General features: G+C 38.3%; 23 protein-coding genes. 13 read left to right on the top strand and 10 right to left on the bottom strand.

Annotation, left to right across the window (positions count from 1 at the left end):
- Nucleotides 1–50: 50 nt before the first annotated feature.
- Nucleotides 51–1,490 carry an NCS1 family nucleobase:cation symporter-1 gene (locus BLS38_RS05535; RefSeq protein WP_092747495.1) on the bottom strand — a complete coding sequence of 480 codons (1,440 nt, stop codon included), beginning with the start codon at nucleotides 1,488–1,490 and terminating at the stop codon, nucleotides 51–53.
- A gap of 184 nt (nucleotides 1,491–1,674) precedes the next feature.
- Between BLS38_RS05535 and BLS38_RS05530 the strand changes: the two genes are divergently transcribed.
- A complete protein-coding gene (locus BLS38_RS05530) occupies nucleotides 1,675–2,376 on the top strand; it encodes an aspartate/glutamate racemase family protein (RefSeq protein ID WP_092747493.1) in 702 nt (233 codons plus the stop codon).
- Nucleotides 2,351–3,079 carry a M15 family metallopeptidase gene (locus tag BLS38_RS05525; RefSeq protein WP_092747491.1) on the top strand — a complete coding sequence of 243 codons (729 nt, stop codon included), beginning with the start codon at nucleotides 2,351–2,353 and terminating at the stop codon, nucleotides 3,077–3,079. Before BLS38_RS05530 ends, BLS38_RS05525 begins: the two co-directional genes overlap by 26 nt.
- Here the strand turns inward: BLS38_RS05525 and BLS38_RS05520 are convergent.
- Together BLS38_RS05520 and BLS38_RS05515 are read right to left on the bottom strand one after the other, a co-directional pair.
- On the bottom strand, nucleotides 3,073–4,008 hold the full coding sequence (locus BLS38_RS05520) for a tRNA dihydrouridine synthase (protein ID WP_092747685.1): 936 nt from the start codon (nucleotides 4,006–4,008) through the stop codon (nucleotides 3,073–3,075). The genes BLS38_RS05525 and BLS38_RS05520 overlap by 7 nt on opposite strands.
- Nucleotides 4,009–4,074: 66 nt before the next feature.
- Nucleotides 4,075–4,884, bottom strand: coding sequence for a cytochrome C assembly family protein (locus BLS38_RS05515; RefSeq protein WP_092747489.1), 810 nt, complete (start codon nucleotides 4,882–4,884; stop codon nucleotides 4,075–4,077).
- A gap of 144 nt (nucleotides 4,885–5,028) precedes the next feature.
- Here BLS38_RS05515 and ffh point away from each other — a divergent pair, with 144 nt between their 5' ends.
- The 3 genes from ffh (at nucleotide 5,029) to BLS38_RS05500 (ending at nucleotide 8,983) form a co-directional block, all read left to right on the top strand.
- Nucleotides 5,029–6,435 (top strand): signal recognition particle protein, encoded by a 1,407-nt coding sequence (gene ffh, locus BLS38_RS05510; RefSeq protein WP_092747487.1) that lies wholly within the window; start codon nucleotides 5,029–5,031, stop codon nucleotides 6,433–6,435.
- A gap of 208 nt (nucleotides 6,436–6,643) precedes the next feature.
- Nucleotides 6,644–7,201, top strand: coding sequence for a hypothetical protein (locus tag BLS38_RS05505; RefSeq protein WP_092747485.1), 558 nt, complete (start codon nucleotides 6,644–6,646; stop codon nucleotides 7,199–7,201).
- Nucleotides 7,202–7,813: 612 nt separating this feature from the next.
- The gene (locus BLS38_RS05500; RefSeq protein WP_092747483.1) at nucleotides 7,814–8,983 is read left to right on the top strand and encodes a GGDEF domain-containing protein; all 1,170 of its coding nucleotides are present in this window, start codon (nucleotides 7,814–7,816) and stop codon (nucleotides 8,981–8,983) included.
- Nucleotide 8,984: 1 nt separating this feature from the next.
- On the opposite strand, the gene BLS38_RS05495 is transcribed toward BLS38_RS05500, so the two are convergent.
- A complete protein-coding gene (locus tag BLS38_RS05495; RefSeq protein WP_092747481.1) occupies nucleotides 8,985–9,719 on the bottom strand; it encodes a type III pantothenate kinase in 735 nt (244 codons plus the stop codon).
- A 14-nt stretch (nucleotides 9,720–9,733) separates the two neighbouring features.
- On the bottom strand, nucleotides 9,734–10,495 hold the full coding sequence (locus tag BLS38_RS05490; protein ID WP_092747479.1) for a biotin--[acetyl-CoA-carboxylase] ligase: 762 nt from the start codon (nucleotides 10,493–10,495) through the stop codon (nucleotides 9,734–9,736).
- A 27-nt stretch (nucleotides 10,496–10,522) separates the two neighbouring features.
- On the opposite strand from BLS38_RS05490, the gene BLS38_RS05485 reads away from it, so the two are divergent.
- Entirely contained in the window at nucleotides 10,523–11,332 is an 810-nt protein-coding gene (locus BLS38_RS05485) for a sulfite exporter TauE/SafE family protein (RefSeq protein ID WP_092747477.1), read from the top strand.
- Here the strand turns inward: BLS38_RS05485 and BLS38_RS05480 are convergent.
- Nucleotides 11,301–11,918, bottom strand: coding sequence for an alpha/beta fold hydrolase (locus tag BLS38_RS05480; RefSeq protein ID WP_092747475.1), 618 nt, complete (start codon nucleotides 11,916–11,918; stop codon nucleotides 11,301–11,303). The two genes, BLS38_RS05485 and BLS38_RS05480, sit on opposite strands and share 32 nt — an antisense overlap.
- A 145-nt stretch (nucleotides 11,919–12,063) precedes the next feature.
- Here BLS38_RS05480 and smc point away from each other — a divergent pair, with 145 nt between their 5' ends.
- The 4 genes from smc (at nucleotide 12,064) to ftn (ending at nucleotide 19,263) form a co-directional block, all read left to right on the top strand.
- Nucleotides 12,064–15,501, top strand: coding sequence for a chromosome segregation protein SMC (gene smc / locus BLS38_RS05475; protein WP_092747474.1), 3,438 nt, complete (start codon nucleotides 12,064–12,066; stop codon nucleotides 15,499–15,501).
- Nucleotides 15,502–15,505: 4 nt separating this feature from the next.
- On the top strand, nucleotides 15,506–16,423 hold the full coding sequence (locus tag BLS38_RS05470; protein WP_092747472.1) for a cell division protein ZipA C-terminal FtsZ-binding domain-containing protein: 918 nt from the start codon (nucleotides 15,506–15,508) through the stop codon (nucleotides 16,421–16,423).
- A gap of 75 nt (nucleotides 16,424–16,498) precedes the next feature.
- Nucleotides 16,499–18,544 carry an NAD-dependent DNA ligase LigA gene (ligA, locus tag BLS38_RS05465; protein ID WP_092747470.1) on the top strand — a complete coding sequence of 682 codons (2,046 nt, stop codon included), beginning with the start codon at nucleotides 16,499–16,501 and terminating at the stop codon, nucleotides 18,542–18,544.
- Between the two features lie 254 nt (nucleotides 18,545–18,798).
- Entirely contained in the window at nucleotides 18,799–19,263 is a 465-nt protein-coding gene (ftn, locus tag BLS38_RS05460; protein WP_092747468.1) for a heteropolymeric bacterioferritin subunit Ftn, read from the top strand.
- A gap of 62 nt (nucleotides 19,264–19,325) precedes the next feature.
- On the opposite strand, the gene BLS38_RS05455 is transcribed toward ftn, so the two are convergent.
- Nucleotides 19,326–20,672 (bottom strand): WS/DGAT/MGAT family O-acyltransferase, encoded by a 1,347-nt coding sequence (locus tag BLS38_RS05455; protein ID WP_092747466.1) that lies wholly within the window; start codon nucleotides 20,670–20,672, stop codon nucleotides 19,326–19,328.
- A gap of 100 nt (nucleotides 20,673–20,772) precedes the next feature.
- A complete protein-coding gene (locus BLS38_RS05450) occupies nucleotides 20,773–21,510 on the bottom strand; it encodes a phosphoadenylyl-sulfate reductase (RefSeq protein WP_092747464.1) in 738 nt (245 codons plus the stop codon).
- Between the two features lie 383 nt (nucleotides 21,511–21,893).
- Here BLS38_RS05450 and BLS38_RS05445 point away from each other — a divergent pair, with 383 nt between their 5' ends.
- A complete protein-coding gene (locus tag BLS38_RS05445; protein WP_092747462.1) occupies nucleotides 21,894–23,096 on the top strand; it encodes a sugar transporter in 1,203 nt (400 codons plus the stop codon).
- A 43-nt stretch (nucleotides 23,097–23,139) separates the two neighbouring features.
- Here BLS38_RS05445 and BLS38_RS05440 read toward each other — a convergent pair whose 3' ends face one another.
- Entirely contained in the window at nucleotides 23,140–24,495 is a 1,356-nt protein-coding gene (locus BLS38_RS05440) for an amino acid permease (RefSeq protein WP_244518197.1), read from the bottom strand.
- A gap of 220 nt (nucleotides 24,496–24,715) precedes the next feature.
- Here BLS38_RS05440 and BLS38_RS05435 point away from each other — a divergent pair, with 220 nt between their 5' ends.
- Together BLS38_RS05435 and BLS38_RS05430 are read left to right on the top strand one after the other, a co-directional pair.
- Nucleotides 24,716–25,063: a zinc ribbon domain-containing protein YjdM gene (locus tag BLS38_RS05435; RefSeq protein ID WP_092747460.1), complete on the top strand. Its 348-nt coding sequence runs from the start codon at nucleotides 24,716–24,718 to the stop codon at nucleotides 25,061–25,063.
- Nucleotides 25,064–25,083: 20 nt separating this feature from the next.
- A complete protein-coding gene (locus tag BLS38_RS05430) occupies nucleotides 25,084–26,001 on the top strand; it encodes a polyprenyl synthetase family protein (RefSeq protein ID WP_171258544.1) in 918 nt (305 codons plus the stop codon).
- A 7-nt stretch (nucleotides 26,002–26,008) separates the two neighbouring features.
- Here BLS38_RS05430 and BLS38_RS05425 read toward each other — a convergent pair whose 3' ends face one another.
- Nucleotides 26,009–26,863 carry an SPFH domain-containing protein gene (locus BLS38_RS05425; RefSeq protein WP_092747456.1) on the bottom strand — a complete coding sequence of 285 codons (855 nt, stop codon included), beginning with the start codon at nucleotides 26,861–26,863 and terminating at the stop codon, nucleotides 26,009–26,011.
- Nucleotides 26,864–26,875: the final 12 nt, after the last annotated feature.

Below are 26,875 nucleotides of genomic sequence, written 5' to 3'. Positions count from 1 at the left end.
AGTTTAACCAACCTACGCATTAAGGTAATAAGTAGGTTGGTATGAAAGACTTAGTCTTTTGATGCGCTTAAATCGGTTACAGGTGAAGAAATTTTATCTTTACATAAAAAGCTGTAGACCGTGAGTCCTAAAAATGCACCAATAAACCAGTTAAATGGTGCAATTGGGTGAAATGTAGGTACAAAAGTGAGAATGAGTCCAACTAAAACAGAAGGGATTAAAGTGAGAATTGCTTTAGGATTGAAACCATTTTTATACCAGTAACGCCCTGTTTTACTTTCACTGAATAATTCATCTGTAGACACTTTTTGTTTATTTACAAAATAAAAGTCTGCAATCAAAATACCAAATAGAGGCCCAATAAAAGCAGCTAAAGTATCTAGGGTGTAGTGAATTAACTCTGGTGAATGGAATAAATTCCATGGTGTAATCAGTACTGAACCGACAGCCGCAATCATGCCGCCTGTTCTAAAGCTAATTTTCTTTGGAAAAACATTCGAGAAGTCAAAACCTGCAGAAACGAAGTTCGCTACAATATTAATGCCAATGGTTGCAGTCAGTACAGTAACAAGACCAAGTACAACAGCAAAGGTACTGTCGACCAACGCAACAGTTTCAAGAGGGTCTGTGACCATTTTTCCGGTCATACTGTATGTTGCAGAGACTGTGACGACAGTAATAAGCGAGAAGAATATAAAGTTAAATGGTAAACCCCAAAAGTTCCCTTTTTTAATACTGTTCATGTCTTTTCCATAACGAGAAAAGTCACCAAAATTCAGTAATGGCCCAGAAAAGTAAGAGACAACCAATGCAACAGCAACAGCAAACTGCATCCATTGCTCAGAAGAAGACAGTACTTTATCTGTAAGGTTAAGTGAAATGTTTGACCATCCAACTTTACTGATTAGCCATGCGACAAGCGCTAGCATGACCACATAAACCATTGGGCCGGCCCAATCGATAAATACTTTAATGGCATTCATGCCTTTCCAAAACACAAGGACTTGTAATACCCACATAAAGCCAAAGCAAATCCAACCAATGGTCGTGAGTCCAACAAAACTAGTGGTGGTGAGTGGGGCAAGGCTTGGGAAGAACTTGAGTAACATGAGCATAAGTGCATTAGATGCTAACCATGTTTGTATACCATACCAAGAGACGGCAATCACACCTCGAATCAGTGCAGGAATATTGGCACCATATACGCCAAAAGCTTGACGGCTAATCACGGCATAAGGCACACCACTTACTTGGCTAGGTTTAGCGACTAAATTGGCACACAATTGTACAATGACAATTCCAAGTAGTAGAGCAACAAATACTTGCCAGCTAGCTAAGCCTAAAGTAAATAAACTTGCTGCAACAACGTAGCCCCCAATACTATGTACATCTGACATCCAAAAAGAAAAAATATTGTACCAAGACCAATTTTGTTTTGCTGGTTTTAAATCCTCATTAGTGAGGTTTGCGCTATATGACTGATCTGTCATGCTTGTATTCCTAAAACTTATTTTATAGTTGTTACTAAGCAGGAATCAGACCAAAAATAAGATTTAGTTGAATACAATACTAAGACTTAAGTCTAAATTAGATAAATAAACAATTTTTTACGTCTTTTTGTACTTAAATTAGGTATATAAATAAGAAAACTTAAGTATTCAAAGAGTAAATATTATGAAAATACAAGTGATTAACCCAAATACGTCTATAGAGATGACGCACTCGATTGATGCAAGTGCAAAGAATATTGCATCATTTTCGACAGAAATTGTGACTGTATGCCCAAAAAAAGGAGTTGAATCGATAGAAGGACACTACGATGAAGCAATTTCAGCCATTGGGGTACTTGAGTTAGTGCAACAAGGACGTTTAGATGGTATCGATGGACACATTATTGCGTGTTTTGGTGATCCAGCTTTGCATGCAGCGCGTGAAATTGCTGATGCACCTGTGATTGGTATTGCTGAAGCTGCTTTTCATGTGGCTTCACTCATTGCAACAAAATTTACGATTGTGACGACACTCAGTCGAACAAAAATTATTGCAGAGCATTTGTTACATGAATATGGTTTTTCCCATAAGTGTTCTAAAATCCGATGTATTGATTTACCTGTGCTTGCTCTAGAGCAAGATGAAAATAATACGTATCAACGATTGAAAGAAAGTTGTTTATTGGCAAAAGCGCAGGATGACATTGGGGCGATTGTTTTAGGGTGTGGTGGTATGTCTAAAATGGTTAATCAGTTGAGTCAGGACATTGGAATTCCTGTGGTTGATGGTGTTGGAGCTGCAGTGAAGTTGGTAGAAGCACTGGTAGGGCTTGGGGTGAAAACCAGTAAATGGGGTGATTATGCGTATCCAACAACAAAGTCATAGTATGTATGATCAGCCTATTCCAACTGCACATGATGTAGATTGGGGGAGAGTCTATGATCTACCGATTATAAATTCAGATGACCCCTTACAAGACACGAAATTATTGCTTAAATATGGTGTGTTTACCTCGCCGGCATATTATCTTCAAGGTATACAAGGGGCGTTAAATGAATGCTACATTCGTGCGTCTTTAATTCAACGGTTAGAATATGCGGCCTCTTTTTTGCCTAAAGGCATACACTTGTTGGTATTAGATGGTTGGAGGCCCTATAAGGTACAAATGGCATTGCGAGCATCATTTGCGAATTTTATTCAAAAGAATTACGCAGATTTATCCGCCTATAAGCAATTAGAATTATTAAATCAATTTGTTGCTGAGCCAAGTACCGATGTCTTTAAGCCAAGCCCACATTTAACAGGTGGTTCTGTCGATGTCACGTTGTGCGATGATCAAGGTAATCCACTTGATTTGGGCACAGCTTTTGATGAAATTTCGACTCAGAGTTATAGTCATGCTTTTGAAAATACACAACATGTATCTATACAAGCGCATCGACGCATGTTGTATTGGAGTATGGTTCAATCTGGGTTTAGTAATTTACCATCAGAATGGTGGCACTTTGACTACGGTAATCAATTGTGGGCACATCATTACAATATGCCCTCAGCACATTATGGTGTAGTCAGTCTATTAGATCATTGAAGGTGTTGCTTGAGATGAATAATCATTTCATCAACCGATTTAATTCTTTTCACGACTTGCCATAGATCTTGTGCTTCAGGATAGGCTTTACTCATCATACCTAGCCATTGTTTATAGCGCCCAACCATAGCGAGTTCAGTTTTGCTTGGGCCAGTGAGAAACTGAATTTGGAGTGTAATCAGTTCTGACCATGTGAGTAACGCTTTATGCGATTGCTGAAGAATACATTGGGTCAAATCTGGCGTAGTCACAGCGCCACGGCCTAACATGAGGTCATGACATCCTGACTGTTTACGGCAGTCAATTGCATGTTGGTAATTCCAAATTTCTCCATTGGCAATCACATTAATTTTTAATGCGTCTTGAATAGGATGAATTTTTTCCCAATATGCAGGTGGGGTATAGCCATCTGCTTTAGTACGCGCATGTACCGTGAGCCAATTTGCCCCTGCATCTTCAATTGCATGGGCATTTTCTAGCGTATGATTTTCATCTAAATAACCTAAACGCATTTTTGCAGACACAGGAATATGGGCAGATACAGCATCTCGTACCGCTTTAACTAAGGTATGTATAACTTCTGGTTCATCGAGTAATACTGCACCACCTTTGTGTTTGTTAACCGTTTTAGCAGGGCAACCAAAGTTTAAGTCAATGGCAGGTGCACCGAGTGATACAGCTCGTTCAGCATTAGCTGCTAGCATATTTGCATCATTACCTAAAAATTGTACATGTACGGGTGTACCTGATGCTGTTTTTCCATCCGTTTTAAGTTCGGGGCAATAATTGTAATAGACATGGTCTGGTAAGACGCTATTGGTTACTCGAATAAACTCTGTCACGCACCAATCAAAACTCCCAACCTGTGTGAGTACATCTCGCATGATTGGGTCAGTGAGTCCCTCCATAGGGGCTAAAATGAGTTTCAAAGGAACTCCATACATATAAAGCGCAAAAGTGAATGATATGATATTTGCAAATAGGTAATATAAATTTTATGAACGCCCTAAAATCACTTCTAAAATAAATTTACTACCAATAAAACCTAAAGCAAGTAAGAAAAATCCAATAATAGTAAATCGAATGGCTTTTTGACCACGCCAACCAAATTTGAAATGTCCAATCAATAATGTGGCATATACAAACCAAGAGATAATACTAAAAATAGTTTTATGGGCAAGGTGCTGTTGTATAAAATTATCGACCATGAAGAAGCCAAATAATAACGCTGCAGTGAGTGTAATGAACCCTGTAATGAGCATGTCAAAAAGCAATGATTCCATGACTTGCAATGGTGGTAGTAGATTAACCCAAAGACGTTTTTGTTTCTTTTTCAGTTCTTGGTTTTGTAGCCACATCATGACGGCTTGAATCGTTGCCATAAGTAATACAGCATAAGAAGACAGCGATAATATAATATGTAAATCTAAGCCAATGGTATGTTGGCTTGCATATTGATTTGGCTGACTAAAAACAAAGCCTAAAATTAGACCGCTGGCTGCAACAGGAATGCCGAGTAAGTTCAAGGCAGAAACGGGGCGGTAGCTACTATAGAGCATGCTTAGTACAAGCATAAGGCCTGAGGTAAATGACAATAAGTTAAATACATCATAATTAATGCCATATGCTGTGACCATATCGTTACGCAATACATAGGCATGCAACACAAGACCAATCAATAAAATGATGGCCATAAAAAGTGTATTGGCTTTACGTTTGGCTAAAAGATGCGTAAAGGTGTACCAAAATCCCGTGGTATAAGCCACTAAAGAGAGTATTGTGTAGACCAATGGAAGACTGATCATGTCAAACCTTTGTTACAATGATGAATATTCATGCTATACGATGTAAATTTTGAGAGAACTCAAGTATCCTATAGCAATTAATGCATAAATTTTCTATTTTGAAAAAGATTTTTTTGCAACAGACCATTTAAAGCGGAATTTGCAATGTTTGATACCTTAACAGAACGACTCACGCAGAGTCTAAAAAATGTCACTGGTTCTGGTCAACTGACTGAAGACAATATAAAAGATACCTTACGTGAAGTACGTATGGCACTTTTAGAAGCGGATGTTGCTTTGCCTGTGACCCGTGAGTTTATTGCCAAAGTCAAAGAACAAGCGTTAGGCCAAGAGGTGATGACACAACTGTCTCCAGGTCAAGCCTTTGTCAAGATTGTACACGATGAATTGACCCAAATGATGGGTGAAGAAAATAAAACGTTAGACCTTGCTGCAAAACCACCTGTTGTGGTGTTGCTTGCGGGCTTACAAGGTGCGGGTAAAACCACAACCGCAGCTAAATTGTCACGTTACTTAAAAGACCGTCAAAAGAAAAAAGTCATGACGGTTTCTGCAGATGTATATCGTCCTGCAGCGATTAAACAGCTCGAAATGGTATCGAATGAAGTGGGTGCAATCTTTATTCCATCTGACGCATCAGAAAAGCCAATTGATATTGTAAACCGTGCCATTGAGCAAGCAAAAATTCAATTTGCCGATGTACTCATTGTAGATACAGCAGGCCGTTTACATGTCGATGACGACATGATGGATGAAATTAAAGCATTACATCAAGCAGTAAACCCAACAGAAACGCTGTTTGTGGTCGATGCAATGACAGGGCAAGATGCGGCCAATACGGCCAAAGCGTTTAATGATGCTTTGCCACTTACAGGGGTGATCCTTACCAAGACGGATGGCGATGCACGCGGTGGCGCTGCATTATCTGTACGTGCGATTACAGGTAAGCCAATTAAGTTTTTAGGTATGGGTGAAAAGCTTGATGCATTAGAGCCATTCCATCCGGAGCGTATTGCCCAACGTATTTTAGGTATGGGCGATGTGCTGTCTTTGGTCGAAGAAGTTGAGCGTAAAATCGACAAAGAAAAAGCCGAAAAAATGGCAAAAAAACTGCAAAAAGGCGGTAGCTTCAATTTTGAAGATATGCTAATGCAGTTTGAGCAGATGAATAAAATGGGTGGCATGATGGGCTTTTTAGACAAACTGCCCGGTATGAGTAATGCAGGTATGCAACAAGCGCTTGAGCAGGCGAACCCAGAAAAACAAGTGAAAAAGATGCAGGCCATTATTCAGTCGATGACGGTCAAAGAACGCCGTAATCCAGACTTAATGAACCCGAGTCGTAAAAAACGTATTGCAGCAGGTTGTGGTACAGACGTTGCAGAAGTTAATAAACTGATTAAACAGCATACGCAAATGGCAAAAATGATGAAAAAATTTGCCAACCCAAGTGGTATGAGTAAAATGATGCGCTCTTTGAGTGGTATGCAAAAACAGTTTGGTGGTGGAGGAGGTGGCGGTCCATTGTTTGGCGATAAAAGTAAAAAATAACATATTTAAAAAAAGTAATAACTGACTCTGATACCACTAAAATGGTGTCAGAGTTTTTATTTTGATGTGTACTTAAAGAGAAGTAATTTTAATTTTTAAGATTAAATTAATAAATAAAATGTTAAATATTTAACATTTTTTATATAAAAAAGTGAATATTGTTGCCATATAATAGATTTTCTTTTCGTTATTTAGATTATTTTATCTTATGAAAGCTTACGTTTTATCTCCTATTTTATTTGCAACTATTTTTTTGAATACAACTCCAAGTTTTGCTGAACAGCATGTGCCAAAGATTACTCAGCTAGAAGTAGAAGCCCAGCAGCAAAAGTGGTGTAACTCTTTAGTCGCGATTAGTCAAACATATCTCAAAGATGGCCAATTGGCTGCAAAAAAAATGGCATCTGATGTGTTAGATGATCAGTATGGGTATAAAGACAATACGGTTCTATTTAAGCCAACCCTCAGCCAAAAACCACAAACATTCAGAACAACGAAAGAAGGCGCTTTGGCTTACTTTGTTGCAAATGATGAAAAATTCCCAAATGATACTGGTTTTGCATTAAAAGGCTGGCAAAAGTGCAGTGTGGAAAATGATGCTTTTAATATTTCTAATGATTATGCATTAGTGATGGGGAAAGTTTATTTGGAAGATGGTAAAGGTAAAATTACGACAGTCGATAAAACCTGGGGTTTTGTTAAAGATAAAAATAGTAAGTTGAAAATTGTTGTACATCATTCATCTTTAGAGTATCAGCCAAGTTAAACTATTTCGGGGTAGTTAGAGAAAGAGGTATTTTCATACTCTGGCTACTCTTGTTAATCTATGCTTTGAGTACGGTATATTTATAGTGTAAACAGAATTGGGGTGACCTAAAATCTATACAAGTTAATCACGAATAAAGAAATTTTTTATGAACATTTATTTAAAATCTATTTATCTGTATTTGAATATCAAATTTGTCATAAAGTAAGGTGACTGTTCAGGTCGTGAGTACTCTTGGTTTAAATAAGATTTAGGTTATTAAAAATGATATCTATAATAGATATTAGAGACAGAGTTTTGACTAATTATTAATCTTTTTTATGACTTATTAAAGCACTAAAGTTTATGGCTTTACTGTATAAAATAATCTCTTTTTCTTAATCTGTATTTTCTTTTTATTGCCTCCGTCCAAATAGATTTTTCTTTTAAAATATCTTCTTGAGTGAGCTGTGTTGATTGAATTCTAAAACTTAATTTGATTGATTCTTTTTCTTTTCGTATGTTATATTATAAATTAAGAGATAGTATTCTTACTTTTTTATTTTAAGAGTATCAGAGAAAAATTATAAACGTAGCCTCTCAAAAAACTCAACATAAAAAAGGAAAAATGAAATGATGGATATGATGCAATCCCTTGTGCTGACATATCCATTCACAATTTTTTTCATGTCACTCTTATTATTGTTAACTTATTTTCTAGTTGGCCAAGCCAAGTATTTAATACAGTTGGGTACTGCATTTTTATCTATTAGTATAGGTGTAGTGCTTCAAATTACACACTTCCCAAACCAAGACTCTTTAAATAGCGTACTCAGCGGACTATTTTTTTTAATTTTTAGTTATTCTATTGCTCAGGGTATTGTTTTATTAGAGGGCAAAAGCCTAAACCCGGTCATTTGCTGTATTGTATTTATTATTGCATTTGTAGTCCGTTGTATTAGTTCATTAATGCCACCACTAGACGAGTACTATTTTATATCTGTATTTAGTGTATATAGCGCTCTGGTTATTTTTTTAGGGAGTAGCTTGTGGAAAGTTAGGCATTTAATATTTGGTGATTTCTTAGAAAAAACATGGTGTTTTGTCATCACTATCTGGTTGTTATCTTTAGTGGTACGCCTCGCTTATGTGTCTTATTCGCCAGATATGTTACGTGTACTCTTATGGAAAAGCGGTAAAGTTTATTATTCATATCAGCAGTTTTCACTTTTACAACATTTATTTTATTTGATGGCACTATTTTTTAGTGTTCTTACAATCTTGTTGGCAGTTAAACGGCTGATCTTTGATATTAACCGTAAAAGTCGTTTAGATAGTTTAACAGGGGCTTATAATCGGCTTGGATTACAGTATTTTATTGAACTTGAGTTGCCAAAATTAGAGTCATTTAACTTAATTATGTTAGATATTGACTTTTTTAAGGCCGTCAATACTCGCTATGGTCATCCCATCGGCGATGCGGTAATTAAAGAAATGGTCCTGTTAATTAATAAGAATTTATCTGATGTAAAGCACCACACCATACGACTCGGTGGAGAGGAGTTTTTAATTATCTTACCTGACTTATCTGCCGAAGAGTTGCCTTATTTAGCAGATAAACTACGTACACGTATTGAAAAACATAACTTTTCTAAAATTGCGAATGGTTTGAATATCACTGTGAGTATGGGTGTTGGGCAATACCAGTCAGATTTATGTTTCCAAGAAGCCTATAAAGACATTGACTCTAAACTGGCAGTTGCTAAACAAAGTGGACGGAATCAAGTGGTTGAGTTTGTATAAATTATATTTTTTGCTGTTTCACATAGCACTGTAAGCCTTGTAATAGTAAGTCTTGCATAACGGTTGGGTTAAATTTAGGTAAATGCTGAGCAAATAAGGTGGCATCTCCACCTGTTAAAATGAGTGCTTGATTGGGTTTTTGTTGCATGACTTTTTCAATACTACTAACCAGTCCCAGTAAAATGCCGTGATGTACGCAGTCAATGGTATTTTCACCAGGGGTAAGTATTTGAAAGGCTGAATCTGGAATTTTAATGCCTTTGGTATTTTGAATCAGGGCATCTCGCTGTAAATACAAATTCGGTAAAATATAGCCCCCCAAGTGTTGCATGTCTTCTATTAAGTCAATGGTGAGTGCGGTACCACAACCAACCACACAATAGTTCTGCTCTGGTTTAGCAATAGCAAGCATTTGTAGCCAACGGTCAATACCAAGTTGTGCAGGTACATCATACCCACAACGTAATCCGGCACAGGTTTTGTCTACTGTAGCAAAAATGATTGGGCAATTAAGCTGTTGTAAAGTCTTGGCAATTTGGTTGTTATTGCGGGTATCTAGCACTGAGGAAATGCCAATTTGGTCGATATGTTGTTTTTTAAAATAACGCAATAATCCCAAAAGTAGGTCGGCAGGTGATTGCAAATGTAATTCAGCCAAATGATCTATGATTTGGTCATGTTCTGTAATCCAATATTTAAGCCGTGTATTGCCAATATCTAGCCAAAGACTTTTCATAAAATTTGCCTATATTATTGTGTTGTTGTACTTGGGCGTAAACGGCCTTGGTAGAAACAGTGTATTTGATCTGTCGATTGAATGCGTACTGCACCATCGTGTTGTATGCCCAAAAAAATCCCACTTTGTACGCCGTGTTGATGCTCGAAATCGACTTTTTGGTCTTTAAAATGTGCAGATTGGTTAAAGCGGTGGGCAAGATTTTGACTGTTGTGGTCAAACCATTGTCCTGCATGTTGTATGGCTAAATATATGTCTGCAATCACTTCTATTCTGCTATAGGCTAAGTGTCCAATTTGGGTCAGGGCTGTAGTTTCTTGATCGAGATTTTGAAGTGTTGGGTGTGAAAAAAGATTTACGCCAATGCCAACAATCGCCTGTGTTGTTGAAATAGGTTCAACCAAAATCCCCCCCCATTTACCTTGTGCGCTGTATAGGTCATTTGGCCATTTCACAGAAAGATTAAACCCTTCTAAACAAGGCATGTGTAGCACATTTAAAGCCACTTCAAGTGCGAGTCGTCCATCTAAAGGGCGTGTGGTTGTGAGAAGTGTACTTAAATAAATATTACCTGTAGGAGACACCCAGTGACGTTGGTGTTGGCCTCGTCCTTGTGTTTGAGATTCACTACAGACTAAAATACGCTGAAACCCTTGTTTAGCAAACATTTTTACATCATCGTTGGTTGATGTTGTGCTTTGCTTTAATAAAACAACATCAGGTGCATAGGCACTGGACTTAAGATGAGCTTTTAAGGTGGCGGTATCTGAGATCATTTAAACAATACATTGCAGGGGGTAGTTGTGGAGTTAATCATATATTTGGCCATTGGTGCAATTGCAGGATTCACCGCAGGGTTGTTTGGTGTGGGCGGTGGTTTAATTATTGTACCCATTTTATATATTGTGTTTCGTCATCAGGGCTATCCGAGTGATGTGTTGATGCATTTGGCTTTAGGTACATCTTTAGCCACAATTATGGTGACGTCAATTAGCTCAATTATGGCGCATCATAAAAAAAAGGCAGTGCTATGGCCTGTAGTGAAAAATCTTGCCATTGGCTTGTGTTTAGGCTCTTTTTTAGGGGCAGGTGTTGCCGACTTATTACCGAATTATATATTACAAGCTGTGATTGGTTTATTTGCCATCAGTGTGGCATCAAAAATGTATTTTAATAAAAAGTCAGAGATAGACCAATCACGTACACTTCCTTCACCTTTGCGCCAAGGTGGTGCAGGGGTTGGGATTGGGATTGCTTCAGCAATTTTTGGTATTGGTGGTGGGTCTTTAACTGTGCCATATTTAAATCGGCATGGTGTGGTCATGCAACAAGCTGTTGCGACATCGGCTGCTTGTGGTTTTCCAATTGCTGTGGCTGGTGCAATAGGCTTTATGTGGTTTGGTCATCATGGCAGTGTGAGTTTGCCTCATGCGATTGGTTATGTGCATGTGTATGCTTTTGTTGGTATTAGTTGTATGAGTTTTATCACTGCAAAATTTGGTGCGAAATTGGCACACCGTTTATCACCCCGTGGTTTACAGTGTTGTTTTGCTGCCATGCTTTGTGTTGTGGGCTGTTATTTTATCGTTCAGGCAATACAGCAGATGCTATAAAAGCGCCAATTGTTGTTGCAACTTCAATGGCATGCTGGGCAGCAAAGTGATGATCTGACGCCTCTATAACATGCAGTTTGGCCTGTGGTAAATACTGTTTTAAGCGTGTGGCAATGGTCAGTGGACTGATAGGGTCTTGGTCTGCCCAAATGAGTAAAATGGGTTGTTTAATCTGCTGTAGCAGAGCTTGATAATTTGGTGTGTTTTCAGTGAACCAGTGCGGTATGGTCGGGTGATCTTTTTTGTAGTGTTCACGCCAGTCTGTTAGGTCTAATCCATGAAGATCTATACCGCCAGACGTAGCGACCAAGACCAATGCTTGCACCAAATGTGGGTTTTTAAGGGCATGGCGAATGGCAAATAACCCACCCATAGATTGTGCAATAACAATGCCTTTTTTAGGCATGTGCTGAATGACATGGTCACTCAGTTGTTCAAAACTTTGAATATGTGCTAATGGTGGCGTGTTGTGAAAAGCAGGATAAGCCATCACTTGGCAATCATGCATTGGTAAATGCTCAATCACGGGTTGCCAAAAAGTGGTATTCCCTAATGCACCGGGTAAAAAATAGAGGGTATGATTCATATTGCTTTTGCCGTATTTTTAATCAAAAAGTGGTTCGAGTTGTACTTTATTGTATAAATCTGTGATTACTCTAGCATGAGATACTGACACATACGCATAGATATGGCTTAAAATACCGCAAAATTTATGCGAACACCGAGAACCCATGCGTTTAAGCAGTTTAAAAATTTCAGGCTTTAAATCATTTGCTGATAAAACCACATTGCACTTTAAAGCCAATCGAAGTGCGATTGTTGGCCCAAATGGCTGTGGTAAGTCAAATGTGATTGATGCAATACGTTGGGTGATGGGAGAGTCAAGTGCACGCCAGTTGCGTGGTGGCAACATGCAAGATGTGATTTTTACAGGCACAGCAAAGCGTAAACCTGTGGGTATGGCCAGTGTTGAATTAAAATTTGATAATACGGAAGGTAAACTGGGAGGGCAGTATGGTGCATACACTGAACTTGCAGTGCGTAGACAAGTCACACGAGAGGGTAAGTCGGAGTACTTTTTAAATGGTACACGCTGTAGACGCCGTGACATTACCGACATTTTTTTAGGTACAGGGCTTGGCCCTCGTTCGTATGCCATTATTGAGCAAGGCATGATTAACCGATTAGTCGATGCCAAACCCGATGAAATGCGGGTATTTATTGAAGAAGCAGCAGGTATTTCTAAATATCAAGCCAGACGAAAAGAAACTTTACAGCATTTAGAACATACTTCTCAAAATTTGGCACGTTTAGAAGACATTGCTTCAGAGTTAAATCATCAGCTAAAAACACTTAAAAAACAGTCAGAGTCTGCACTTAAACATAGTGAACTGAGTCAAGCGATTCATCAGCACAAAGTAGACATACTGTCTTTTCAATGTCAGCAGAGCCAACAGCAACAACAACACCGTATGGCTGAAATGGATATTTTAAGTGCACAGTTTAAACAAGCACGTATAAACCTTAAAGAGACAGAAGAGCAATTATCACAACGTAGTCAGTTATTTCAAAAGTTGCTTGAGCAGTCGTCCCCTTTACAGCAACAGTGGCAAACCGCAGACCAGAAGCGTCTACACTTGTCATTGCAACTTGAACAACAGCAAAAAGAATTGCAACACCACACCACACAGTTGACTGCCTTACAACAGCAATATACAGATATAAAACAAAAGATTAAGCACTTAGATATTCAGCTAGATGATGCCTATGCCAACCAAGAGCCTTTACAGATACAGTGCCAACAACTCAAACGACAACAGCAACAATTAGAGCAAGAGGGACAAACTACAGAGCAAAACTATAAACAGGTGACTGAAGACTATCAAAACATCAAACAGCAATACATGCAGTATCAGCAACAACAACAACAGTTGCTGAACCAACTTGATCAGCTTGATAAAAACTTACTTAGAATGCAACATCAGCAAGAAACCATGTTGTCACAAACACAGCGTATGCAGTGCTCAGAGCAAGAAAGCTGTCAGTCTTTACAGCAACAACATCAAGATGCATTGTCGCACGTGGCACTGACAGAGAAAATTTTACAAGATGATGCAAGTAAGTTAGAGCAGATTCAAAAGCAAACAGATGATGCTAAAAACCAACGCGATGAATTCAATATACAACTCAAAGCATTGATGGTTGAACAAAGCCATTTAAGTAAACGTATGCAAAAACGTGCAGGTGTTTCATCTGAGCACACACTTTTAAAAGCTTTACAGTTACAGCCACAGGCGAAACAGTATGCCAATTTGATTGAGCAATGTTTGGGAAATTGGTTGGGTGCAGATGTTTTAACGACAGAGCAGGCGTATCAATCTAATATTGCAAGACAAATAAAAATAGATCAAACCATACAAGCTATGCCAAATACATACAAAACACTGGCAACATGGGTTAAAGCACCGCAGTGGTCATGGCTAGAAAATATATGGCTTGCAGACGATTTAAAAACAGCGCTAACACAACAGGCACAACTTCAAACAGGTCAAAGTATACTCACGCTAGATGGTTATCATATGGGCGTAGATTGGCTGATTGCATTATCTTACGATACGCAAGCACAGAACACAGGTATTTTAAGTGATCTGGTGCGTTTTGAACAGATTGAAGCACAGGTAAGAGACTTAAAACAGCAACTAGAACAAAGTGCTGAGGTATTTAAAAGTGAACTAGATACACTGCAACAACATAAGCAAATCATACAGGCACAGCAGTTACAGTTAAAACAGCAACAGGCGCAGGCGCAGGTATTGGGTATTTCTGTGGCGAAAGCACAAAGTACTGAACAGGCACAGCAGCAGCAAAAACAACAGCTAGCCGAACAAGTCGCACAGTTGAATGTGCAAATTGAAGAAGATCGTATGCAAAAAGATGATTTAGAAATAGATTGTCATGCGTTGGGGTTGAAAATTGAACGTTTAGCGCCGCAGTATCAAACAGTACAACAGCAGTACTATGACTTAGAGCAACAACAAGAGCAGTCGCGTGAGCAACAGCGAGTAACTCAACAACAGTATTTACAATTGCATCAGCAAGTGACTGACCAGCAGCGTCAAATTGAACTTCTAGAAAAAGATTTGGCCTTTGCTAAAATGCAACAAGTACAGCTGAAAAGCCAAATGGATACCATACAGCCACAGCTTAATGCATGTGAGCAACACCTGCCACAACAGCAGAAAGACTATAACGAACAACAACAAGTTGTTGAAATACTGCATAAAAAATGGGATGCATGGCAATTTGAGCTCAATACAGCACAGTCTGAGCAACATGTATTGACACAGCAACGTCATGTACAAGAGCAACAAGAACAGCAACTCCGAGAAAAGTTAGAAACGCAGCGTTTGGCATGGCATCAAGCCAAATCAGATTATGAACATTTTTCTGAGCAACTCAGCACACTCGATGTAACGATATTGCCTGAAGTCAGCATTGATTTAGCACAACATCAGGCCAACTTAAAACTGTTACAACAGCGTTTTGATAAATTAGGTCCTGTAAATTTAGCGGCTTCTCAAGAATACAGTGAAGTACAGGATCGTTATGATACTTTGAAGCACCAAATGGATGACCTAGAGCAAAGTGGTGAGCAGTTAAAACAAGCCATGAGAAGCATAGATCTAGAGACTAAAAAACGCTTTATGACTACTTTCGACCAAGTCAATGCTGAGTTAAAACACCTGTTTCCAAAAGTTTTTCATGGTGGTGAGGCCAGTTTAAGCCTTGAAGATGATTGGCAGTCTGGAGTCAAACTGATGGCACGACCACCAGGTAAGCGAAACAGCTCATTGGCATTGTTGTCTGGGGGAGAAAAAGCAATGACTGCCTTGGCATTGGTTTTTGCAATTTTTAGATTAAACCCTGCGCCATTTTGCGTTTTAGACGAAGTTGATGCACCATTAGATGATGCAAATGTACAACGTTTTTGTAATCTGGTAAAAGAGCTTTCCGAACAGGTGCAATTCGTTTACATTACACATAATAAACTAGCCATGACCATGGCAACCGATTTACTTGGTGTAACTATGCCAGAACCAGGGACATCAGCACTTGTTACGGTCAATTTAGAGCAAGCAAAAGAACACGGTTTGGTTGCGGAGTCCTAAGAACATGGAACAAAATACAGTTATTGGCATTGTGATTGCCGTTTTAATCATTATTTTTGCTTTATATTTAATGTTAAGAAAACCAAAAGTAGATGAGCCATCGCTTGATGGTGAACTACAAATTAATGCTGAAAGTAACCAACCTGTATTGCCTAGATTTGTTCGTCAAAAACTAGATGCTGAACCTGTTGTGCAAAACACAGTACCCAACGTAGACAGTGAAAAGACAACAGATGCAGTGCAAACTGAAAAAGAAGCACCTCTTGTGCAAGAGCATAGCGAAAAAGTAGATACTGAAAAAAATAGCGAAGCTCAAACTGAAACAGCATCTGAACATAAACAGCCGTTGGTTGAAGATAAAAAAGCATTAGAGCAAACAAAAGAGGTTGAATACAAACTCAATCCACATATGGAAAAAGCACAGATTCAAGCATTTGAAGATGACAGTACAATCTTAGATCAGCATTTACATGAGCAACAACGCTTTGACGATGAAAGTGCTTTAGCGACTGCTAAAGAAATTATTGCCTTAAACGTATATTCAACGCATCAGCATGTGCTGTCAGGTGAAAAAGCATTAAAAGCATTGTTAAAATATGGACTACGTTTTGGCGAAATGTCTTGTTTTCATCGCCATGAACAGACAGACATACCAAGCTCACTGATGTTTTCAGTATTGCGTATTACTGAAGAAGGTCCAGTTGGATTTGATTTAGAAAGCCTATCTACTGAACAAATACATGGTTTAGCATTCTTTTTGGCCTTACCACATCCCCATGCACAGCAAGGTTTTGATATGATGGCAAGTATTGCAGGGCTAATTGCTCGTGATCTTGGTGGTAAAGTATTTGACGAAAATAATGTTGAATTATCGCCACAGATGAAAGATTATTTACGCCATCAAGTGATTGACTTCAAATAAAGTTAATCTGATGATGTATATAGGTTTATTGTTTAAGGTGGAAAATATTCCACCTTTTTACATGGTGAGTAATTTATGTTGGATCATGAAAAAAATAAGTTAATTGAGCGTATGCGTCAACTCATACAAGTACTTGCGCAGCATAACCATGCTTACTATGTTATGGATCAACCCAGCATTTCAGATCATGAATATGACCAAATTTTTCACCAACTCAAAGACCTAGAACAACAATATCCAGCATATGTACAAGCAGATACGCCTACGCAAAAAGTAGGGGGGAAAGCACTAAGTAAATTTGTAACAGTACAACATGCTGTGCCTATGCTTTCTTTGGGTAATGTTTTTAAACAAGAAGATCTATTTGCTTTCGCCCGCCGTGTAGAGGAGCGTTTACCTCAGCAAAACATTCAATACGATGTAGAACTTAAGCTTGATGGTTTAGCGATTTCTTTGTGGTATGAAAAGGGTGTGTTAGTCAAAGGTGTGACCCGTGGTGATGGTGAAACAGGCGAAGACATTACGCAAAATGTGAAAACTATTCGTAATTTACCAAAAGTACTTACTACAAAAAACTTTGTACCTGAGCTGTTAGAAGTCCGTGGCGAAGTGCTCATGCCAAAATCGGGCTTTGAAAAGTTAAATGTTTACAATGAAAGTGTTGGTGAAAAAACTTTTGCTAATCCTCGTAATGCAGCCGCGGGTAGTTTAAGGCAGTTAGACCCTACTATTGCAGCATCTAGACCATTAGCATTTTATGCATACGGCATTGCACAATGTGAACCTATGCATGAGCTAGACAGTATGCATGAAAGTTTACATTGGTTGACGACCTTTGGTTTTGAAATTGCAGAACGACAATTCTTGTGTGACTCTATTTCGGAAGTACAAGAAAAATATGAACAAATTCAGCAAGAGCGTGACGAACTTTCTGTTGAAATTGATGGTATGGTCATTAAAGTAGATAGCTTAAAACAACAAAAGCAACTGGGTTTTTTAAGCCGAGAGCCACGTTGGGCAACTGCTTATAAGTTTCCTGCGGTTGCAGCATTGACTAAAGTTGAACAGATTGACTGGCAAGTGGGGCGTACAGGGGCACTCACGCCTGTAGCTCGTTTGCAACCTGTGACAGTGGGTGGCGTAGAAGTTTCTAATGTGACATTACATAATATTGGCGAAATTCAAAAATTAGATGTTCGTGTAGGCGATACAGTGAGTGTGTACCGTGCAGGTGATGTGATTCCTAAGGTAGAACGTGTATGGCATGACTTACGCATTGATAAGTTGACTAAAGTGAATTTACCGTCACAGTGTCCTGTCTGTGACTCGCCTGTGGTCATGCCTGAAGGTGAAGCATTAGCACGTTGTTCTGGCGGTTTATTTTGTGCAGCTCAACGTATAGAAGCTATACGACACTTTGTCTCTCGTAAGGCGATGGACATTGAGGGTTTGGGCGATCGTTGGGTTGAGTCATTACTTCACTTAGAATTGCTCAAAGATGTTTCCGATATTTACCAGTTATATTTACACCGTGAACAGCTACTTAGTATTGAAAAAATGGGTGAAAAGTCTGTTCAAAATCTGATTGATGCTATTGAGCAAAGTAAAAAGACCACGTTAGCACGATTTATTTACGCTCTTGGTATACGAGGGGTAGGCGAAACGACTGCACGTATGTTGGCAAGCCATTTTCAAGGTTTAGATGCAATACGTTGTGCTAATGTAGAGGAACTGCAAAAAGTACCCGATGTGGGCGAAATTACTGCTGAGTGGATTATTGACTTCTTTCAAGCGCAACATAACATTGAAGTGATTGATCGGCTTATGACTGTAGGTTTAGTGTGGGACGTGCCTACAGCATCGACCACGCAACCATTAAATGGCCAAAGTTGGGTGCTTACGGGCACATTGTCTGAGTTAAACCGTGAACAAGCCACACAAATGCTACAGGCACTTGGCGCACGTGTGAGTGGCAGTGTGTCGAGCAAAACCAAATGCTTGGTTGCTGGTGAAAAAGCAGGTTCAAAATTAGATAAAGCTCAAAAACTTGGTATAGATATTTTATCTGAGCAAGAATTTATTGTGCTCATGAACAGCTATGGCCAGTCATCAAATACTTAATTTGAAATGGAAATAATAGCTATTCTTTTTAGTTACAAAAATATATATGGCATATTTTGATACTCTAACTGTTTAAATCGAAGTTGTATTTGGTTTAAACAGTTATTTTTTAATAATAAATTACTTTTTATTTTTTGTAAATGCGTATGCTTCTCATTTTAATTTTATATAAATCAGTAGTTTAGTTAATTTTTGCTTTTGCAATCCCTGTTGAATGTCCGCATAATGGTGATTATTGAATGAGGAGTAATAGCATGCGTGGAAACCCAGAAGTTATAGATTATCTGAATATGCTGATTGGCGGTGAGTTGGCAGCACGTGATCAGTATTTGATCCATTCACGTATGTATGAAGATTGGGGTCTAAATACAATTTATGAACGTATTAATCATGAAATGGAAGAAGAAGCAACTCATGCAGATGCAATCATTCGCAGAGTTCTTTTTCTAGGTGGTACGCCTAATATGGCACGAGATGGTCTAGATATTGGTCATGATGTTGTCTCGTGTTTAAAAGCAGATTTAGCGCTTGAGTATCATGTACGTGAGCAACTGGCTAAAGGCATTAAGTTGTGTGAAGAAAAAGGCGATTATATTTCACGTGATATGTTAAGACAGCAACTTGCAGATACTGAAGAAGATCATACATACTGGTTAGAAAAGCAACTACGTTTAATTGAATTAATTGGTTTACAAAACTATATTCAATCATTGATGTAAGTTTTGATATGCAATAAAAAACCGAAAACTTGAAATTTTCGGTTTTTTTATTGCATATTAGATCACTGAATTAATAGTTCATACTGATGAATTTCATCTTCTAAATATTGAAGTAAACTTTGCATTTTAGGTACAGTTTTTCTGCAAGCGACTAAGCCCACTTCTAACTGATCCAAATAGCTGGTTAACGTAATATTAAGTGCTTGACCATCAAAAATAACTGAAGCAGGATAGATTTCTTCGAGTTTAGCACCATTCCAATATAAGGCTTCTCTTGGGCCTGCAAGATTGGAAATCACAATATTGAATGGCTGTTTTTTGGGTCTTAAGCCCGAAATAACATTTATGCCAGCTGCAGCATATACGAAGGCACTATAACCCAAAATTTGATTTTGATTCATACGCTTAAAACGAGTTTTTGCAGTATTTACACTATTAGAAATAATCTGCGTACGTTCCTTACGATCACTAGAGTCTGTGGCCAAATTCGCTAGAATCATCGTAATGCGGTTGCTACTATCTGTTTGGTCACTGCGTACAGATGCTGGAACCATCGCAATCAGTGGTTTTTTAGGCAATTGATTAAGACCAATTAAATAGCTACGCAATGCACCTGAGCAAATCGATAAAATGACATCATTAACTGTGACATTGAGTGCTGTTGCAATATTGCGAATCCGTGCTAATGCAAAAGATTGGGCAGCAAAGCGTCTTGATGCTGAGATTTTTTGATTAAATATAGATTTTGGTGCTTGAAAGCTCGTAACGTAGTGTGGGTCTTCTTTACGGTCATGTAAAGTTTGTTTTAGTTCTTGATAAATGATTTGTGGTGATGTTTCAACCTGTTGTTTTAAGTCGGTTACTGTATGCCATATTTTTTTGATTTTAGACGTTTTTTCTTTTTCTTTTTTATGCTCTAGACACCAAGGTGGAATCATGCTGTGTATATATTGGTCTTTAGCAAAAGCTTTTTCCATTAGACGCATACCTGCAATACCATCTGCAATTGCATGGTGCATTTTAAAGTACAGTGCAAAGCGATTGCCTTCAATGCCCTCAATGAGTGTGCAGGTCCATAAGGGTTTAGCCCGATCAAGTAAGGCACTATGTTCTTGTGAAATAAAAACCAGTAGTTCTTTAATACGTGCGGGGTGGGGTAAAGAGATATGTCTAAAATGGTGGTCTAGGTCAAAGTCTTCATCTGCTCGCCAAGACATTCCGCGGAGTACTTGATTAAATGGTGCAACAGGTTGACATTTAGATTGCTTAATATCTTCAACCAGTGATTGTACGAAATCACTGGGTGCACTGTCTGGAATTTTAAAGAGAAGTAATCCACCCACATGCATGGGTTGCTGTCTTTTTTCTAGAGATAGAAAAATGAGATCAATCGGGTGGAGTAAACGCATATGGTAAATCTCTATATCATTTCAGTGATGATATTAAAGCCAAATGGCCAATTGTCCAAGCGTTAAGGGTATATTGATGCGTAAAGTCATACTAGGTAGATTATTTTTTAACATTACCGATATGTAATCCACATTCTTTTTGTGTTGCTTCTTCCCACCACCACCGTCCTTCACGTTCATGTTGATTGGGTAATACAGCTCGGGTACATGGTTCACAGCCAATAGAAATAAAGCCTTTTTCGTGGAGTGGATTATACGGAATTTCCATCATACGGATATAACTCCATACTTCTTGGCTACTCCAGTTGGCCAAAGGGTTATATTTAATCAGTGACTTATCTATGCCTGAAAAACCAGTATCGGATTGAATCACAGGAATATCGGTGCGCGTGCCTGGACTTTGGTCTTTTCTTTGCCCTGTAATCCAACCATCTAAGGTTGCAAGTTTCTTTCGAAGAGGTGCAACTTTACGGATACCGCAACATTCTTTATGCCCATCTTCAAAAAAGCTAAAAAAGCCTTTTTTAGTGACTAATGTGTGTACGTCAGTGGCTTCTGGAAAACAGATTTCAATATCTATATTATAAAATTTACGTACAGTGTCTAAGAATTGATAGGTTTCTGGGTGTAAACGTCCTGTATCTAAGCTAAATACACGAAAAGGTTTACGTAAGCGATATGCCATATCAATCAGGACAACATCTTCAGCACCTGAAAATGAAATGGCAATTTCACCTGCTTGATTTAAAGCAAGTTCAATAATTTCACTTGGGTCTTTCTTTGCATATTCTTGTGAAAGTGCATCAATTACGTCAATTGAGGGGATTGTGGTGGTCATTTGCTGTTCCTGGCTGTCGGCTTGGAGCGAAATAAAAGACAGTAATTACAAGCATGGCTATATTAAAGTAATTTATTGTTTTAAATTAGCATTTTTAAATAGATACTTATACTTAAAGCTGATTTAGCGACTTTTATGTTGTGATTGTAACGTGATCATGTTGCAAAATGTGTAGGTAAATCTTGCCAATGTTGATGATGTCTGTAAAATTATAGCTAATGAATGAATTGAAAATAAAATAATGTGAAAAAGCTTGTTGAGCTGTCCACTACATTTGTTGTTTCATGTTGTTAGGTTGTTTCATTGCCTCAGTATAAGCCGTAGAAAAATACGCTGTTTTACATTTATCCACTCTCTATACTTTATCAATAAAAGCCAAAATTATGAATATTTCCCCGCAAACGATTGCCCCGAGAACAGACTCTGATGGAAGTTGGGTCAGTGTGATTGCTTTAGCACTTGCCGCTTTCATTTTTAATACCACTGAGTTTGTGCCAGTTGCATTACTGACTGATATTGCAAAAAGCTTTGATATGCAAGCGGCTCATGTGGGTATTATGATTACGATTTATGCTTGGGTAGTGGCTTTAGCCTCATTGCCCATGATGTTAGTCACACGTCATATGGAGCGTAAACGCCTGCTTTTGTCCTTATTTGTGCTCTTTGTATTTAGCCATTTAATTTCAAGTATTGCATCTAATTTTATTATTTTACTCATTAGTCGAGTAGGTATTGCCTTCGCACATGCAATTTTTTGGTCAATTACAGCGTCTTTGGCCATACGAGTTGCACCTGTAGGTAAAGAAATACAAGCTTTGGGTATGCTTTCTACAGGCACTGTACTGGCTTTGGTACTCGGTATTCCATTCGGTCGTATTATTGGTGAGCTTTTTGGTTGGCGTATTACTTTTGGTTTAGTGGGTGGTATTGCTGTTGCTACAGCAATTGTATTGTGGAAAACACTGCCTGAATTGCCGAGCCAAAATACAGGCTCTATAAAGAGTTTACCTGTATTATTTAAACGTCCTGCATTGGTATTGTTATTTGTTACTACGATTGTGATTGTAATTGCGCAATTCACTGCGTATAGCTATATCGAACCATTTACCACAGAAGTTGCACGCTTTACTTCAGATCAAACCACAACACTGTTATTGGTGTATGGTGGATCGGGTATTTTGGGCTCTATTTTATTTAGTCGTTTAAGCCGTAAATTACCACGCGCATTTCCAGTGATTGCAATTTTTGGTATTACTCTAAGTATGTTCTTATTATTACCACTGGCATTTAGTGTTTGGGGAATTATGGGAATGTCTGTATTTTGGGGCATTGCGATTATGATTTTTGGTTTAGTGATGCAGTCTAAAGTATTACAACTTGCTTCAGATGCAACAGATGTAGCAATGTCTGTGTACTCTGGACTTTATAATGTCGGCATTGGTGGTGGTGCTTTGCTCGGTAGTATTGTTGGTTTAAATATGGGCATACAGTACGTTGGTATTGTTGGTGGTGTACTCGGCGTATTTGGCCTTATTTTGGCGATTTTGATGGTACGCCGTAAAGATTTTATGTTGATACATCAATAAGAAATCATTAAAAAAGCGACCTTCTTGGGTCGCTTTTTTTTAATTACTTTTTGATGTTGAGTGTTTTGTACACAACAAACATGATGAATATCCAAACTGGTAAAATAATAACTGACTCTTTAAAACCTTTACACCACATAATAAATAAGATAGTGACAATAAATGCCAACACAATATAGTTGCTGATCGGGTAAAAGCAGGCGGGGTATGTAGTTTTTACGCCTTGTTTTTTCAGATGCTGTCTAAATTTTAAATGAGTTAAACTAATCATCGCCCAGTTGAGGACCAATGCGCCGACGACAATGTAAATTAAATGACTTAATGCACCTTCTGGCATCACATAGTTTAAAATAACACAGCTAAAAATCAGAGCAGCTGAAAATAAAGTGGCAGGCATTGGTACGCCTTGTTTATTAACTTTTGTAAATACCTTTGGCGCATTGCCTTGTTTGGCAAGGCTAAATAACATACGACTATTGGCATACATACCGCTGTTATAAACAGACAATGCTGCTGTTAAAATAATAAAATTTAATAAGTGTGCTGCCCAGCCAATGCCTAACTGACTAAAAATCATTACAAAAGGGCTTTGTTCTAAGCTACCAAACTTTAATTGATTCCAAGGAACTAAAGACAGTAAAACAACTAATGCACCCACATAAAAAATGAGAATTCGAAAAACAACTTGGTTAATGGCTTGAGGAATCGTTTTTTCTGGATGATCTGTTTCAGCTGCGGCCATACCCACCAGTTCTATGCCACCAAAAGCGAACATAATAATAGCGAGCATATAAAATAAGCCATCAAAACCATTTGGGAAAAATCCACCATGCACCCAAAGGTTAGAAAATTGAGATATTGAATTTGATGGAGCGGTAACGAGTAAATATATTCCGAATCCAATCATAGAAATGACAGCGACTACTTTAATTAAAGACAGCCAAAACTCAGCTTCACCATAAAACTTCACATTAAAGGTATTTATAAGCGTTACAATTATAAAGAAAAAGAGTGCAGATCCCCATGCAGGCATATGAGGCCACCAATAATTTATATATTTAGCAATGGCAGTAAGCTCACTCATAGCAACTAAAATATATAAAATCCAATAGTTCCAACCCGTAAGAAAACCTGCAAAACGTCCCCAATATTGGTCGGCAAAATGACTAAAAGAGCCAGCAACAGGCTCATGGGTAATCATTTCTCCCAAGTGACGTAAGATTAAGAAGGCAATAAATCCACCAATGGCATAGCCTAAAATAATAGATGGGCCTGCAGATTGAATCACTGAAGCGGAACCAAGAAACAGTCCTGTACCAATAGCACCGCCCATTGCAATCAGCTGAATATGCCGATTTTTTAAACCACGTTGTAGTGTGTTACTACTGTTATGACTCACGATAATACAACTTGTTGCGACAAAAAAGCTATTCTAAGCGATGCAAGATCATAGACCAAATATAACGTTATATCGTTTTAGCTATAGATAATCGCTGTAAGTGTATAAAATGTGCGCTTTATGGCAAATTAAGATAATTTTTAGACGTAATCAAGTATATTTTTTTGAAAAAAATAACAAGAAGCGTGATAATGCAGTTTTATGACTGAGCACTTACGTGATGACCTTACCTGCATGTATCCAATGTAAATCTGAATATACCTACCAAGATGGTGACTTAATTGTATGTCCTGAATGTGCTTTTGAGTGGAAAGAGGGTGAGCAAAATCAGTTAACTGATGAACATACGGAAGTAATTGTTGATAGTAATGGTCAAGTTCTTGAAGATGGTGATTTTGTGACCGTGATTAAATATCTTAAAATTAAAGGATCATCTTCTGTGGTAAAAGTAGGTACAAAAGTGAAAGTTAGATTGGTACATGGCGCATCAGATGGGCATAATATTGACTGTAAAATTCCAGCGATTGGAGCAATGAAGCTCAAATCAGAGTTTGTTAAAAAAGCTTAATCTAAATATTATTCGAGGCGATTGTGTCAATATCTATGCCAAACGTTGTAGATGTCTTAAATACTGCGCAACAACAAATTCAACGTGATTTAGAGCAGGTACTTCATTTATTTGAGCTACCTGAGCCGCTAAAAAGTGCAGTACACCATAGTGTCATGTTGGGTGGGAAACGTATTCGACCTGCTTTGTGTTATGCAGTGGCAAAAATCACTACATCAAAGAGCTCATGGCCTGCTGTGCGCCGTGCTGCTGTTGCAGTGGAGCTGATACATTGTTACTCATTGGTACATGATGACTTACCATGTATGGACGATGATGATTTAAGACGAGGGCAACCAACATGTCATGTTGCTTTTGGTGAAGACACTGCATTACTGGCAGGAGATGTTCTACAGTCCATGGCTTATGAAGTATTGAGTAGCCAAATTTTTGATGAAGAATTCAATGAGTTAAGCCCAACTGTTGCTTTAAAGCAGGTTTGTCTTTTGGCAAAAGCCAGTTCAGCCATGGTGTCTGGTCAGGTGCTTGACTTGCAGGCGGAAGGCATGCGAATAAATCAACAAATGTTGGAAAAAATACATAAAAACAAAACAGGTGCACTCATACAGGCCGCTGTAGAAATGAGTGCTGTAACTCAACTAGAATCATCTAGCCAGCAAATGTTGGCTTTAAAGACCTTTGCTCAAGCGATTGGTCTAGCATTTCAGGTGCAAGATGATATTTTAGATATTACTTCTGAAACGGCTGTGCTTGGTAAAACTGCAGGTAAAGATGTGCAAGTTGAAAAGTCAACTTATCCTGCTTTAATGGGGCTTAGTCAAGCACAAGCTTATGCAAATCAATTGCATAAGCAAGCATTGAGCGCTCTTGAAATTTTTGGGAATGGTGCACAAGATTTGCATGCCATTACACAGTTTTTATGGCAACGCCAAAACTAAAACTAAGTTAGAGTTTGCGTCCCATAATGCCACGAATGGTACTGAGTATATCTGCAGGTAATACAACTGTTTTTGCATTGTTTGATTTAGCCATATCTTGCATGGCTTTTACGTACTGCTCACCTAGTAAGTATGCGACAGGAATTTCCTTGTCGCCTACAGCGCTTGTAACGAGGCTAATGGCTTGCTGTGATGACTCAGCCAGTACAATTTGAGCTTCAGCATCTCGTCTTGATGCTTCTAAACGGCCATCTGCTTCCAAAATAGCAGCTTGTTTTTCACCATCTGCTTTAGTTACTGTCGCGCGTCGTTGACGCTCTGCAGCAGCCTGTGCTTCCATAGCCGCTTGCATGGTAGGTGAGGGTTGAATATCTTGAATTTCTACTGTTTTAAGTGTAATGCCCCAATCGGAAATGTCATCTGCAATGGCCGCTTTAAGTTTTGCTTTAATATGATCTCTTGATGAAAGTGCATCGTCTAAGTCCATTTCACCCACAATTGAACGTAGCGTTGTCTGTACAAGGTTTTGAATCGCCCAATTAAAGTTTTCAATACCATATACTGCTTTTTCTGGTACAGATAAATTAATATAAGCCACGGCATTCATCAGAAGCACAGCATTGTCTTTAGTAATAACTTCTTGTGATGGAATATCAAGCAAAATGTCTTTAGTAGTGATTTTGTATGCAACTTCATCGATGTAAGGAATAATAATACTTAAACCTGGGTTTAATGTGGTGTGGTATTTTCCAAGTCGTTGCACAATCCATTTATAGCCTTGGGGTACGATGCGTACTCCTTTTAAAATCGTCACTGCGACAAAAATTAAAAAAGCGATACTAATAATTGTTGTAATCGACATAGTACGTTCCTA

The sequence above is a fragment of the Acinetobacter boissieri genome (assembly GCF_900096955.1).
Taxonomy (GTDB): Bacteria; Pseudomonadota; Gammaproteobacteria; order Pseudomonadales; family Moraxellaceae; genus Acinetobacter; species Acinetobacter boissieri.
The sequence above is the reverse complement of the archived record's forward strand: the minus strand, read 5'-3'. Positions and strand labels throughout refer to the sequence as shown.